General features: G+C 62.3%; 11 protein-coding genes. 8 read left to right on the top strand and 3 right to left on the bottom strand.

Annotation, left to right across the window (positions count from 1 at the left end):
• Window positions 1-20: 20 nt before the first annotated feature.
• On the bottom strand, window positions 21-284 hold the full coding sequence (locus F8A90_RS16335) for a PP0621 family protein (RefSeq protein ID WP_200017983.1): 264 nt from the start codon (window positions 282-284) through the stop codon (window positions 21-23).
• A gap of 180 nt (window positions 285-464) precedes the next feature.
• Between F8A90_RS16335 and F8A90_RS16330 the strand changes: the two genes are divergently transcribed.
• Entirely contained in the window at window positions 465-2099 is a 1635-nt protein-coding gene (locus tag F8A90_RS16330; RefSeq protein ID WP_200017981.1) for an NAD+ synthase, read from the top strand.
• Window positions 2100-2247: 148 nt separating this feature from the next.
• On the opposite strand, the gene F8A90_RS16325 is transcribed toward F8A90_RS16330, so the two are convergent.
• Window positions 2248-3051 carry an outer membrane protein assembly factor BamD gene (locus F8A90_RS16325; protein ID WP_054556941.1) on the bottom strand — a complete coding sequence of 268 codons (804 nt, stop codon included), beginning with the start codon at window positions 3049-3051 and terminating at the stop codon, window positions 2248-2250.
• 94 nt (window positions 3052-3145) lie between these two features.
• Here F8A90_RS16325 and rluD point away from each other — a divergent pair, with 94 nt between their 5' ends.
• From rluD to ilvN, 5 genes are all read left to right on the top strand, one after another.
• A complete protein-coding gene (rluD, locus tag F8A90_RS16320) occupies window positions 3146-4099 on the top strand; it encodes a 23S rRNA pseudouridine(1911/1915/1917) synthase RluD (protein WP_054556942.1) in 954 nt (317 codons plus the stop codon).
• A gap of 39 nt (window positions 4100-4138) precedes the next feature.
• Window positions 4139-4915 (top strand): peptidoglycan editing factor PgeF, encoded by a 777-nt coding sequence (pgeF, locus tag F8A90_RS16315; protein WP_200017974.1) that lies wholly within the window; start codon window positions 4139-4141, stop codon window positions 4913-4915.
• 321 nt (window positions 4916-5236) lie between these two features.
• Complete coding sequence (clpB, locus tag F8A90_RS16310) at window positions 5237-7873, top strand: ATP-dependent chaperone ClpB (protein WP_200017965.1); 2637 nt, start codon at window positions 5237-5239, stop codon at window positions 7871-7873.
• Window positions 7874-8450: 577 nt separating this feature from the next.
• Complete coding sequence (locus F8A90_RS16305) at window positions 8451-10175, top strand: acetolactate synthase 3 large subunit (RefSeq protein ID WP_136939691.1); 1725 nt, start codon at window positions 8451-8453, stop codon at window positions 10173-10175.
• A complete protein-coding gene (gene ilvN / locus F8A90_RS16300; protein ID WP_043337227.1) occupies window positions 10175-10666 on the top strand; it encodes an acetolactate synthase small subunit in 492 nt (163 codons plus the stop codon). Before F8A90_RS16305 ends, ilvN begins: the two co-directional genes overlap by 1 nt.
• Window positions 10667-10737: 71 nt before the next feature.
• On the opposite strand, the gene ilvY is transcribed toward ilvN, so the two are convergent.
• Window positions 10738-11667, bottom strand: a complete 930-nt coding sequence (ilvY, locus tag F8A90_RS16295) for an HTH-type transcriptional activator IlvY (protein ID WP_200017963.1) — start codon at window positions 11665-11667, stop codon at window positions 10738-10740.
• A gap of 320 nt (window positions 11668-11987) precedes the next feature.
• Here ilvY and ilvC point away from each other — a divergent pair, with 320 nt between their 5' ends.
• Together ilvC and pssA are read left to right on the top strand one after the other, a co-directional pair.
• Window positions 11988-13004: a ketol-acid reductoisomerase gene (ilvC, locus tag F8A90_RS16290; protein ID WP_043337232.1), complete on the top strand. Its 1017-nt coding sequence runs from the start codon at window positions 11988-11990 to the stop codon at window positions 13002-13004.
• Window positions 13005-13213: 209 nt separating this feature from the next.
• On the top strand, window positions 13214-14065 hold the full coding sequence (gene pssA, locus F8A90_RS16285) for a CDP-diacylglycerol--serine O-phosphatidyltransferase (RefSeq protein ID WP_200017962.1): 852 nt from the start codon (window positions 13214-13216) through the stop codon (window positions 14063-14065).
• Window positions 14066-14464 lie beyond the last annotated feature (399 nt).

The raw sequence follows: 14464 nt of genomic DNA, 5'->3' as shown, positions 1-14464 counted from the left end.
CGCTTTGCCTCGGTGGCGAATCATTTGCGCGGTCCTTCATCGAGGAAGTGTTGCTGGTGTTCCTGGCAGCAGAAGTGCAGCGCCTCATGGCGGATGGCGTCATTTTCCGGCAGATGCAGATCGCAGTAGGCGCAGCGCACCATGTTCTGAGCCTCGCGCTCGGCAGGCTGGCCGTCACTGTGGCTGTCCTGGCTCAGCTTCCATTGGCGATACATGCGGTAAAGGCGCAGGCCGGCCCAGAACAGGGCGACGAAAACCAGCAGACGGATGATCAACAGGCTCATTCCTATATGACTCCCAGATGAGGCGGCGCGCGTGGCTTTTGCCAGCGGCGCGACCTTGCGGGACAATGGCGGCCAACATGATGACAGGTGGGCCGGTGCACGGCTCAGTGATCTGAGCCAGATGTCTGGCCACAGTGTACTGGCCCCTTATCGAACCGCCAATCGAGAGATCCTTACCGCATGCAAGATCTGACTCTGGTGATGGCCCAGCTCGACCCGCTGGTCGGTGATATTCCCGGCAACACTGCGCGTGCCATCGAATCGGTGCGTGAAGCGAGTCTTGAGCACAAGGCCGATGTCGTAGTACTGCCCGAGTTGTGTCTGACCGGCTACCCGCCGGAAGACCTGCTGCTGCGCGAGTCCATGGAAGCGCGCCTGGAAGAGGCACGCGCGCAGATGGCGAAGAAGGTCGCGCCGGGCGTGATGGTCATCGTCGGCTATCCCGGCATGCGAGATGGCAAGCGCTACAACCTCGCTGGCGTACTCAAGGACGGTGAATGGGTCGCCGAATATGCCAAGCAGGCCTTGCCCAACTATCAGGTCTTCGATGAGCAGCGCTACTTCACGCCGGGCAGCGAGCCGTGTGTGGTCGAGTGCCGTGGCGCCCGTCTGGGCATCGTCATCTGTGAAGACCTGTGGGACGGCGCACCGATCCGTCAGGCGCGGGATGCCGGTGCCGAGATTCTCGTCAGTCTCAATGCCTCGCCCTATCATCTGGAGAAGCCGGCCGAGCGCAATCAGCTGTTCGCCGAGCGGGCAGCCGAGGTCAATTGCCCGCTGGTCTACGTCAATCAGATCGGTGGTCAGGATGAGCTGGTCTTCGATGGGGGCTCTGCCGCCATCGATGCCGACGGCAAGACCTGCGTGCAGGCGCCGTGGTGGGATGTCGGCCTGATGCCGGTGCAGTTCCTGAAGGAGGAAGGTGGCAGCTGGGTGCCGCAGAGCGGCGAGATCGCCGAGCTGCTGTCGCCGGAAGAGTCACTCTACTGTGCGCTGGTCACCGGGCTGCGTGACTACGTCAACAAGAGTGGCTTCAAGGGCGTGGTACTGGGTCTTTCCGGCGGCATCGATTCCGGGCTGTCGCTGGCGATTGCCGTCGATGCCCTCGGTGCCGACCGCGTGCATGCCGTGATGATGCCGTATCACTACACCGCGGACATCTCCAAGGAAGACGCTGCCGAGCAGGCCAGGCTGCTGGGCGTGAATTACGAGGTGATGCCCATCGCGCCGATGGTCGAGGCCTTCACCGAGACCCTGGCGGAGAGCTTCGCCGGCAGCGAGCGCGACACCACCGAGGAGAATCTGCAGTCGCGCTGTCGTGGCGTGCTGCTGATGGCCATCTCCAACAAGAAGGGCCTGATGGTGCTGACCACCGGCAACAAGAGCGAGATGGCGGTGGGTTACGCCACGCTCTACGGCGATATGGTCGGCGGCTACAACGCGCTCAAGGATGTCTACAAGAGCTGGGTGTTCCGCCTCGCCAACTGGCGCAACACCATGGGCCCGGCGATTCCGGAGCGTGTCATCACGCGCCCGCCGTCCGCCGAGCTCGCCGAAGACCAGCTCGACAGTGATTCGCTACCGGATTACGACACCCTGGATGCGATTCTCACCCACTATATCGAGGGTGACATGAGCGCCGAGGCGATCATCCGCTCGGGCTTCGAGGAAGAGGATGTCTATCGCGTGGTGCGTCTGGTCGACCGCACCGAGTACAAGCGTCGTCAGGCGCCGGTGGGCGTGCGCGTCACGCCACGCGGCTTCGGGCGTGATCGTCGCTACCCGATCGTCAATGGCTGGGTGGCCGGCGATTGAGGCGATTCATGTCCGGTGTCAGGGATTGCGGATTCTTTGCGCAAGCCGCTGAAAGCGCCTGAATCCGACGATTCTGGCCATGCTGTCAGCACGAAAAAAGCCCGTGATCGATGATCACGGGCTTTTCGATGGTGACGCCTGCCGGTCGTCAGACCGTCAGGTCGTCAGCCTTCACGTAACGCGGCTCGAAGGTACGGCCATCCAGACGTTCGTTGTCCGGATCATTCTGGATCAGCACCTTGAGCGTCTCGCTGGCACGGTCACGCAGACCGAGGCCCAGATAGCCCTCGACCATCACGGCCAGCGCATCGCGGGTGGCAGGAGTGTTAGGGTAGTGCTCAATGACCCACTCACCACGCTTCACGGCAGCCAGATAGGCCTGCTTGCGCAGGTAGAAATCGGCTGTCTGCAGCTCGCCGCGCGCCAGTACGTTGCGCAGATAGATGATGCGCTGACGGGAATCTGCCGCGTAGGTGCTGTTGGGGAAGCGACGCACCAGCTCACCGAAGTCGACGTAGGCATCGCGTGTCGCGCCCAGGTCACGCTTGGAAATATCGATCAGATCGAGGGATTCCAGGCTGAAACGACCCGCGCTGTACGCTGCCAGTCCACGCATGTAGTAGGCATAATCGACCTGCGGGTGATCGGGGTGCAGGCGAATGAACCGGCTGGCCGCGGCACGTGCCGCCTCCCAGTTGTCGACCTGGTAATAGGCGTAGATCAGCTCCAGCTGCGACTGTTCGGCGTAGCTGCCGAACGGGAAGCGAGTATCCAGGGCTTCAAGTTGTTGCACAGCGGAGTTGAAGCGGCTGGTATCCAGGGAAACCTGGGCCTGACGATACAGGTCCTGCTCCTGAAGATCCGGTGCCGGCTCGTTGGACGCACAGCCAGCCAGCAAGGTGCTGGCCAGGGCGAGGGCAGTCAAGGGAAGGGCGCGCATCGGTTTCCTCATCTCGGGCAATCCATGGCGGGCATGCTAGAATCCGCCGATCCGCACTCACTATAAAGCAAAGGCCCTTTCGTGCGAAACGGCCTCAGAGAGCAATATGGCAGACACCATCAACCGCGAAGAGCGGATCCCGGAGGCGATGATTGGCATGCGCCTTGATCAGGCCTGCGCCGAGATCTTCTCCGACTATTCCCGCGAGCGTCTCAAGCACTGGATCAAGACCGGTGCGCTGACCCTCGACGGTGCCGCCGTCAAACCCCGCGAGAAGGTCTATGGCGGTGAACGTCTGGCCCTGACCGCCGAGCTGGAAGAAGAAGTCAGCCACGAGCCGGAAGATATCGAGCTCGAGATCGTCTATGAAGATGACGACGTGCTGGTCATCAACAAGGAGCACGGCATGGTCGTGCACCCGGGTGCGGGTAACCACGATGGCACGCTGCTCAACGCCATCCTGCATCATTGCCCGGGCAATTCCATGATGCCGCGTGCCGGTATCGTGCATCGTCTCGACAAGGACACCAGCGGACTGATGGTGGTGGCCAAGTCATTGACCGCCCAGGCGGACCTGGTCGAGCAGCTGCAGGCCCGTACCGTGTCACGCGAGTACGATGCCGTCGTCACGGGCGTGCTGACCTCCGGTGCCACCGTGGATGCGCCCATCGGGCGTCACCCCAAGGACCGCAAGCGTCAGGCCGTCACCCACAGTGGCAAGCCGGCGGTCACCCACTTCCGCGTGGTCGAGCGTTTCCGGGGGCACACCCATATCCGCTGCAAGCTGGAAACCGGGCGTACCCACCAGATTCGCGTGCACATGGCACACCAGCGCTATCCGCTGGTCGGAGACCCGGTCTACGGCGGGCGTCTGAAGCTGCCGCCGGGGGCCAGTGACCCGCTCAAGGAGCTGCTGCGTCAGTTCCCGCGTCAGGCACTGCATGCCCGCCGTCTCGCCTTCATCCACCCGATCACGGGCAAGGAAGTCGAATTCCGCGCCGAGATGCCGGGCGACATGCTGGTGTTGATCGACTATCTCAAGGAAGACATCGCTCGCTGAGGCGGCAGGCTCGCGCGACACGCCGCACAAGGAGAGGTTATGCACGACGAGAGTCTACGCCCGACCCTGATACTGCCGGACTGGCCCGCGCCGAGCCCGGTGCAGGCCTTCGTGACCACGCGTGAGAGCGGCCCCAGTCAGGGGCCGTATGCCGGCTTCAATCCGGCGCTGCATGTCGGCGATGACCCGGCGATGGTGGCGCAGGTGCGCGAGCTGCTCGCCGCGGAAGTCGATGACGGCCGTCCGCTGGCGTGGCTGGACCAGGTGCACGGCACTCAGGTGGTAGATGCCTTCGATGTCTGCCACGCCGAGGGCCGGCCAGATACTCCGCCACGGGCGGATGCCTGCATCAGTACCGGCACCGGGCAGGCCTGTGTGGTGATGACGGCGGACTGCCTGCCGGTGCTGTTCTGTGATCGGCAGGGCACGCGTGTCGGCGTGGCGCATGCGGGTTGGCGCGGGCTGGTCGAAGGCGTGCTGGAAGCCACCATCGAGCATCTTGGTGATGACCCCGGCGAGCTGATGGCCTGGCTGGGCCCGGCGATCTCCAATGCCCAGTTCGAGGTAGGCCCCGAGGTGCGTGATGCCTTCATCGCGGATCTGCCCGAGGCCGATGATGCCTTCGAGGCCAGCCCCTACCGGCTAGGTCACTACATGGGGGATCTCTACAAGCTGGCACGCCTGCGTCTCGAGCGTGCCGGAGTCGGTCATGTCAGTGGCGGCCACTTCTGTACCGCCTCGGAATCACGCTTCTATTCACACCGGCGTGACGATGGGGTGACTGGACGCCTCGCCACAGTGATCTGGCTGCGCTGAGGCGCTGATCAGGAATCGCTGATCGAGAATTGGGTCAGCGCATTCCACAAGCTCGACATGCAGTACCCACAAACGCCCCGTTGACCTGATGTCTCAGGTTGGCGGGGCGTTTCTGCATGTGGCAAAGATGATGGCCGGCGGGTCGTCATCGTGGCGGCGGGAATCTGACCTGGATCAGGCAAATGTCACACCATGCTGCAGCGCGGCGAATCCTGCCTTGAAAGCCGTGCGCCAGCCCCCATCTTGAGAGTCAGATACGAAATGTTACAGGCGAAGCTCCTGAGAAAAGGAGTACCGCCATGACTCTCAGGAGAAGGCACCATGCGCATCGACAAACTCACCAGCAAGCTGCAGAACGCTCTGGCGGATGCCCAGTCACTCGCCGTCGGGCGAGGCCATAATGAAATTCACCCGCAGCATCTGCTGCTGGCACTGCTGGAAGACCGCGATGGCGGTCTCAAGGCACTGGTCAACAAGGCGGGCGGCGATGCCACCAGCCTGATGAGTGGCCTCAAGCGCCAGCTGGATGATCTGCCGACCGTGTCCCAGTTCGACGGGAATGTCGCGCCCTCGCAGGCACTCGGCAAGCTTCTGAATCTGGCCGATCGTGAAGCGCAGAAGCGCGGCGATCAATACATCGCCTCCGAGCTCGCGCTACTGGCCGCGCTGGAGCTGGGTGGTGATCTGGGCAAGCTGTTCACCTCATCGGGCATCAAGAAGCCCGCTCTGACCTCCGCCATCGATGCACTGCGTGGTGGCGAAGCCGTGGGCGACGCCGATGCCGAGAACAATCGTGAAGCGCTCAACAAATACACGCTGGATCTCACCGAGCGCGCGCGGGATGGCAAGCTCGACCCGGTGATCGGGCGTGACGAGGAAATTCGCCGCACGATTCAGGTCCTTCAGCGTCGCACCAAGAACAACCCGGTGCTGATCGGTGAGCCCGGCGTCGGCAAGACCGCCATTGTCGAGGGGCTGGCCAGCCGTATCGTCAATGGCGAGGTGCCGGAAGGCCTCAAGAACAAGCGCGTGCTATCTCTCGACATGGGCTCGCTGCTGGCAGGGGCCAAGTTCCGCGGTGAGTTCGAGGAGCGCCTCAAGTCCGTCCTCAAGGAGCTGGCGCAGGAAGAAGGTCAGGTCATCCTGTTCATCGACGAGCTGCACACCATGGTCGGCGCGGGCAAGGCCGAAGGCGCGATGGATGCCGGCAACATGCTCAAGCCGGCACTGGCGCGTGGCGAGCTGCACTGTGTCGGTGCCACCACGCTTGACGAGTATCGCCAGTACATCGAGAAGGATGCCGCGCTGGAGCGCCGCTTCCAGAAGGTGCAGGTGGATCAGCCCAGCGAGGAAGACACCATCGCCATCCTGCGTGGCCTGAAGGAGCGCTACGAGGTGCACCACGGTGTCGACATCACCGACAGCGCCATCATCGCCGCCGCACGGCTGTCCTCGCGTTACATCACGGACCGCCAGCTGCCGGACAAGGCGATCGACCTGATCGATGAAGCCGCGTCACGCATCCGCATGGAGCTGGATTCCAAGCCGGAGGAGATGGACCGTCTCGACCGCCGCCTGATCCAGCTCAAGATGGAGCGTGAGGCGCTCAAGAAGGAGACCGATGAGGCGGCGCTCAAGCGTCTCGGCGCGCTTGAGGACCAGATCTCGGAGCTGGAGCGGGAATACGCCGACCTCGATGAAGTCTGGAAGGCCGAGAAGTCCAGCATCCAGGGCGCGGCCCAGTTCAAGGCCGAGCTGGAACAGGCTCGTATCGATCTGGAGCAGGCGCGTCGCGCCGGCGACCTCAGCCGCATGTCGGAACTGCAGTACGGCGTGATTCCGGGGCTCGAGAAGCAGATCAGCGAAGCCGGCGAAGGCGAGGCGGATACCTCCGGCCACGTGTTGCTGCGCTCCAATGTCACCGAGGAAGAAATTGCCGAGGTCGTCTCGCGCTGGACCGGTATTCCGGTCGCCAAGATGCTCGAGGGCGAGCGTGACAAGCTGCTGCGCATGGAAGAGGCGCTGCACGAGAAGGTGATCGGCCAGGACGAGGCGGTGATCGCGGTATCCAATGCGGTGCGGCGCTCACGCGCGGGGCTGTCGGACCCGAACCGTCCCAACGGCTCCTTCCTGTTCCTCGGCCCGACCGGGGTCGGCAAGACGGAGCTCTGCAAGTCGCTGGCCAACTTCCTGTTCGATACCGAAGAGGCGATGGTGCGCATCGACATGTCCGAGTTCATGGAGAAGCACTCCGTGGCTCGCCTGATCGGCGCGCCTCCCGGCTATGTCGGCTATGAAGAGGGCGGCTATCTGACTGAGGCCGTGCGCCGCAAGCCGTACTCCGTGCTGCTGCTCGACGAGGTCGAGAAGGCGCATCCGGATGTCTTCAACATCCTGCTGCAGGTGCTGGAAGATGGCCGTCTGACCGATGGCCAGGGGCGCACCGTCGACTTCCGCAATACCGTGATCGTGATGACCTCCAACCTGGGGTCGGAAATGATCCAGCGCATGAGTGGCCTCAATGGCGAGCTCGCGGACGAGGAAGACACGCAAGAGAGTGTCGATCGCAAGGCGGCCTTCCAGTACGACGACATGAAGACGGCAGTCATGGAAGTCGTCGGCAATCACTTCCGCCCGGAGCTGATCAACCGCATCGATGAAGTGGTCGTGTTCCACGCCTTGGGACAGGCGCAGATCGCCTCCATCGCCGGCATTCAGCTCGAGCGGCTCAAGGCGCGTCTGGCCGATCGCGATCTCGGCTTCGAGATCACCGATGCCGCGATGGCGCTGCTGGCCAAGGCAGGCTTCGATCCGGTCTACGGTGCGCGTCCGCTCAAGCGCGCCATCCAGAGCCGTATCGAGAACCCGCTGGCCCAGGCGCTGCTGGGCGGTGAATTCGTGCCCGGTGACGTGATCCAGGTCGGCGAAGAGGGCGGAGAACTGACCTTCACGCGCTGAATCGCGCACCCGTGAGTGACGCCCCACCGTGACGGAAGTCTGTCTTCCGCTTGCGGTGGGGCGTTTTCGTGTCTGCCGTCCGGGCGCAAAATGACAACCCGGGGTGAGGCAGGCTGAAATTCACGAAGCAGAAAATTGCGAATTTATTGCCATTGGTGAGGTTTCACGCACGCTTATGGCCTGATTCATTGTTATCGGTGTGGCATTTGGCGCAGGCGGCGCACACTGGCGTAAGGTTGAGTTGACAGCCCCTTGCGGCTGTTGGACTCTTGACCATTCCTGATTGCGGGCGCGGCCATTCGGGCGACCCTCGAAGCGCCGCGTGAAGGACAGACGCTGAGTCGCTGTCCGCCTGTCAAAGGATACGCCGGTCCGGGTACGCCAACCGTACCGACCGGCCATCAGCCCCGACCGCATCCAACCGATGCGACAAGAGTGCAGGCCCTAACCGGGCCGCAGACGCCAGGGTTTGGCATCAGGTGCCGCAATTTCTGCGGTAGCGACATTCAGGTCGCACTCGATCCGGCTTGCGCATTGCCGCCGGACGCACTCGAGACCTCCAGGGGAGAATAACCAAGTGGAATTGCTTTCCGGCGCTGACATGATCGCCCGCGCCCTGCACGACGAGGGCGTGGAATATATATACGGCTATCCCGGTGGAGCGGCGCTGCACATCTATGACGCCCTGTTCCGTCAGGACAAGGTCCAGCACATTCTGGTCCGCCACGAACAGGCTGCTACCCACGCCGCCGATGGCTACGCACGCGCTTCCGGCAAGCCCGGAGTCGTGCTGGTCACCTCAGGCCCCGGCGCGACCAATGCCGTGACCGGTATCGCCACGGCCTACATGGACTCGATTCCCATGGTCGTGCTGTGTGGCCAGGTCGCCAGTCACCTGATCGGTGAAGACGCCTTCCAGGAAACCGACATCGTCGGTGTGACTCGCCCGATCGTGAAGCACAGCTTCTCGATCAAGCACCCGAGCGAGATTCCGGAAGTCATCAAGAAGGCCTTCTATCTGGCCTCCAGCGGACGCCCGGGGCCGGTCGTCATCGACATCCCGAAGGACATGACCGCCCCGACCGAGCGTTACGAGTACAGCTACCCCAAGAAGGTACGCATGCGCTCCTATAGCCCGGTCACCCGTGGCCACAGTGGCCAGATCAAGAAAGCCGTCGAGCTGATGCTCAAGGCACGTCGCCCGCTGTTCTTCACCGGCGGTGGTGTGGTGTCCGGGCGTGCCAGCGAAGCGCTGACTGACCTGGTACGCCGCCTCAACTTCCCGATCACCACCTCGCTGATGGGCATCGGTGCCTACCCGCAGGGCGATCGGCAGTGTCTGGGCTGGCCCGGCATGCACGGCTCCTACGAGTCGAACAATGCCATGCACCACACCGATCTGATCATCTGCATCGGTGCGCGCTTCGATGACCGCGTGACCAACAACACCTCGAAGTTCTGCCCGACGGCCAAGATCATCCACGTCGACATCGACCCGAGCTCGGTCTCCAAGACCGTGCGCGCCGATGTGCCGATCGTCGGTCCGGCCGATGCCGTGATCAACGAGATGATCAGCCTGGTGCAGGGCCGTGAGCTGGCCAATCCCGATGCACTGGAGGCCTGGTGGTCCCAGATCGATGGCTGGCGTGCCGAGCGTGAAGGCAAGCTGTATGAGCCGTCCGCCCCGGGCGAGCCGCTCAAGCCGCAGCAGGTGGTGGAAGCCGTGCACCGCGCGACGCGTGGCGAAGCCTTCGTCGCCACCGATGTCGGTCAGCACCAGATGTTCGCCGCCCAGTACTACAAGTTCCAGCGCCCCAACCGCTGGATCACCTCCGGTGGTCTGGGCACCATGGGCTTCGGCTTCCCGGCGGCCATGGGGATCAAGATGTCCTACCCGGATGACGATGTGGTGCTGTTCACCGGGGAAGGCAGCTTCCAGATGATGATGCAGGAGTTCTCGACCTGTAAGCAGTACGGGATCGGGGTCAAGATCATCAACCTCAACAACCAGTCGCTGGGCATGGTGCGTCAGTGGCAGGACCTGAACTACAAGTCCCGTCACTCGCATTCCTATATGGAGTCGCTGCCTGACTTCGTGCAGCTGGCGGGCGCCTATGGCTTCCGTGCCATCAAGGTGCACACGGTGGAGGAGCTCGAACCTGCGCTGGAAGAAGCCTTCCGCAACAAGGACGAGCTGGTGTTCCTCGACATCTATGTCGACCCGCGTGAACACGTCTATCCGATGCAGGTGCCTCTCGGCTCCATGCGTGACATGCTGCTTACGAAGACGGAGCGGACCTGATGCGCCATATCATCTCCATTCTGATGGAAAACGAACCGGGCGCGCTGTCACGGGTCGTCGGCCTGTTTTCACAGCGCAACTTCAACATCGAGACCCTCAACGTGGCCCCGACCGAAGACGCGACCCTGTCCCGTCTGACCGTCACCACGGTCGGTGAAGATCGCGTCATCGAGCAGATCACCAAGCACCTCAACAAGCTGGTGGATGTGGTCAAGCTGGTGGATCTCACCGAGGGCAGCCACATCGAGCGCGAGCTGATGCTGGTCAAGGTCAAGGCGTTGGGCGCCCAGCGTGACGAGATCAAGCGTACGGCGGACATCTTCCGTGCCCAGATCGTCGACATCACGCCGAGCCTCTACACCATCCAGATCACCGGTGACGGTGGCAAGCTGGATGCCTTCCTGGCGGCGATGCAGCCGGTAGGCGTGCTGGAAGTGGCACGTACCGGTGTCTCCGGCATCGCCCGCGGCGAGAAGGTGTTGAGCCTGTAAGACGGTGGTGGAATCGCAAGACAAGAACGGCGCCCCTCGGGGCGCCGTTTTCGTTTGATCGCTATCAGGCATCAGTCAGCGGGTCGCTGCGACGAGCCGGGCAGTTGCTCCCATAACGCGCGCACCAGCGGATGACGCAGGCGTTTCTCCTGTACGCACAGACCGACCTTGTAGGGAGTCAGGGGCGGATCGACATCGAGGATGCGCACCTGATCGGCCAGCGGCGAATTGTCGAGGACGATCTGTGGCACCACGCCGATCCCGAAGCCCAGTCCCACCATGCTGACGATGGCCTCGTTGCCGGCGACCTGGGCATACAGGCGCGGCTTGATGCCACGCTCATGGCACCAGGCATCGAAGCGCTCACGTGCCAGGCCGGTCTCCGACAGGATCATCGGCACGCGTGTCCAGTCGATGTGGTCGTCGCCCGCCGCCGAATCGTCCGCCTCGCCGATGCCTTCCAGTTGCTGGCCGGGGCCATCACGACGCGGGGCAATGAAGCGCAGCGGTGACTCGGCGAAGTCAGTGAAGGCGAGACGTGAAGGCAGCACATCGGGGCGCGCGGCGATCGCCAGGTCCTCGTGGCCCATCAAGACGCGCTCCAATGCCACGGCGGGGTCACCGGTATGCAGCTTGAGCTCCACATGCGGATGGCGGGCACGGAAGGAGGCCAGAATCTCATACAGGAAGCTGTAGCTGGCGGTCACCGAGCAGTACAGGGATAGCTCGCCACGCAGCTCATCGCTGTCTTCCAGCAGTGACTGGCGAATGTCATCCCATTGACTCAGTAATTCGCGAGCATGACGACGGAAGCGTTCTCCTGCCGGCGTCAGCGCGACGCTGCGGTTGTCGCGTTCGAACAGACTGACGCCCAGTTCCTCCTCCATGGCACGAATGGCACGTGACAGGGCAGAGGCGCTCAGGTGGCAGGCAGTGCTGGCGCGCCCGAAATGCAGCGTTTCGGCGAGGGTCAGGAATTGCTTGAGTTGACGATTGTCCATGCCGGGGTCCGCTGTCGATGAGTGCTGAAGAGGGAAATGTCTTGTGTTGCGCTATATGGCATATGATGGTGCAAATATAGCATTTTACGCAATGTCGAGGTGCAGGTAAGGTGGACTCATCGCCGCGCAGGAGGAGGACGGCAGACCTTGATCCAAGGTGCACGACCTCCCGGGGACGCAGAGCGGCCGAGACAGATGGCCGTCGGCGCTGGACACTGACACAAGCCTTTCCCTTGCGGGAAGGGGCGCAAGAACAACAGACACTCTTTCAAGATCTCACGCCATCCCGCTGACGGGGTGAGCCGCCAGGAGCAATGACGATGAAACTCTATTACGACAAGGATTGTGACCTCTCCCTCATCCAGGGCAAGAAAGTGGTCATCCTCGGTTACGGTTCCCAGGGCCACGCCCACGCGAACAACCTGAAGGAATCCGGCGTCGACGTCACCGTAGCCCTGCGTCGCTCTTCCTCCAGCTGGGCCAAGGCCGAAGCGGCTGGCCTGAAGGTTGCTGAAGTCGAGGAAGCGGTCAAGGCGGCCGACCTGGTCATGATCCTGGCGCCGGACGAGAACCAGAAGGCCATCTACGAGAACCAGGTGGAACCGAACCTGAAGCAGGGTGCGACCCTGGCCTTCGCTCACGGCTTCAACGTCCACTACAACCAGGTCGTGCCGCGTGCTGACCTCGACGTCATCATGATCGCGCCGAAGGCACCGGGTCACACCGTGCGTTCCGAGTTCGTGAAGGGCGGCGGTATCCCGGACCTGATCGCCATCCATCAGGATGCGACTGGCCAGGCCAAGGACATCGCGCTGTCCTACGCGGCAGGCGTCGGTGGCGGCCGTACCGGCATCATCGAGACCACCTTCAAGGACGAGACCGAAACCGATCTGTTCGGTGAGCAGGCTGTCCTGTGTGGTGGCGCGGTCGAGCTGGTCAAGATGGGCTTCGAGACCCTGACCGAAGCGGGCTACGCACCGGAAATGGCCTACTTCGAGTGTCTGCACGAGCTCAAGCTGATCGTCGACCTGATGTACGAAGGCGGCATCGCCAACATGAACTACTCCATCTCCAACAATGCGGAGTATGGCGAGTACGTGACCGGCACCGAAGTCATCAACGAGCAGTCCCGTGTCGCCATGCGCAATGCACTCAAGCGCATCCAGAGCGGTGAATACGCCAAGATGTTCATCCAGGAAGGCAACACCAACTACCCGTCCATGACGGCCCGTCGTCGCCAGAACGCCGAGCATCCGATCGAGCAGACTGGTGAGAAGCTGCGCGGCATGATGCCGTGGATCACTGCCAACCAGCTGGTCGACAAGTCACGCAACTGATTCTTCGTTCTGGATCTAGCGTGAAATGAGCGGGGCGCTCTCCATCAGGAGGGCGCCCCGCTTGCGTTGCTGCTCTATAAGCGCTATCGAATGGGAGAGGGAAGTGACAGTCGACGGTGAGGCCGCTAGGGTGTCACCACTATTCGCGCTCACTGGCAGGTGTAGAATGTGATTACCCTGCCACGACGAGGCATGATGCAAGGAATCCCATGACTGACGAAAATCGACATCTCGGCGCAGAAGAAGCCCCCGAAGAACCGACCCGCCGTAGCAGTTCCGTGCTGGACAAGGTAGTGGAAGAATTCACCGACGACAGCGAAGTCGTGGAAGAGGCCATCGAGGACGGTAAGCCCGTTCGTCGGCGTGGCATCTATCTGCTGCCCAATCTGTTCACCACCTCGGCACTGTTCTCCGGTTTCTTCGCTGTGGTGTGCGCGCTGAACGGGGAGTTTGCCAACGCCTCCATCGCCATCTTCGTCTCGATGGTGCTCGACGGCCTGGACGGTCGTGTGGCGCGCCTGACCAACACCCAAAGCGCCTTCGGTGCCGAGTACGACAGCCTTGCGGACATGTTGTCCTTCGGCGTGGCGCCGGCACTGGTCACCTTCAGCTGGATTCTGCAGGATGTCGGCAAGATCGGCTGGATCGCCGCCTTCGTCTACGTGGCAGGCGCTGCGCTGCGTCTGGCGCGCTTCAATGTCCAGATCGGCTCCACCGACAAGAAGTGGTTCATCGGTTTGCCGAGCCCGGCCGCGGCGGCACTCGTGGCCGGCTGCGTATGGACCATGCACAACTTCGACGCCGAGACCTTCGCCTTTAAGTCGCTGATGGTCTTCGTGGTCGCGGCTGCCGGTATCCTGATGGTGTCGAACATCCGTTATTACAGCTTCAAGGAGATCGACCTCAAGGGGCCGGTGCCCTTCGTCGCGCTGCTCGCCATCGTGCTGGCCTTTGTGGTCATCTCACTGGAGCCGTCCGTGATGCTGCTGGGCCTGTTCGGTTGTTATGTCGCCAGTGGCCCGATCATGGCGCTGGGGCGCAAGCTGCGTGGCAACAAGTAGGCGTCAGCTGCCATCAATGTGATGATCGATATTCGGCCCCGTCATTCCTGGCGGGGCCGAATGCGTTTCTGGCTGGGGAAGAGGTGTGTCAGCAAGCAAAGGAGAGACGAAGGCTAGAAGAAAAGAGAAGCAGAATGAGGAGAGAAGAGAAAGGCAGAGCAGAGATGTCACCCGTATGTCCCGAGAATAACATTCTCTTGAAAAATCCCTTGCCCTCACGGCGGTTCGTGCGTAAAGTACGCATCCGCTGCCGGGGACGCATGGCGTTACCAGCGGTAAAAGAGGTTTGCAGGTGGTTGTTTTGCATGATGTTTTTGAAGTCCGCTTCGACATCATCGATTGACAATCCCGGGTGATTCGCTAGAATACGCCGCACTCCTTACGGAACAGGTGATCGGG

It is taken from the genome of Cobetia sp. cqz5-12 (genome assembly GCF_016495405.1).
Lineage (GTDB): Bacteria > Pseudomonadota > Gammaproteobacteria > Pseudomonadales > Halomonadaceae > Cobetia.
This window is presented reverse-complemented; position numbering and strand designations above follow the sequence as displayed.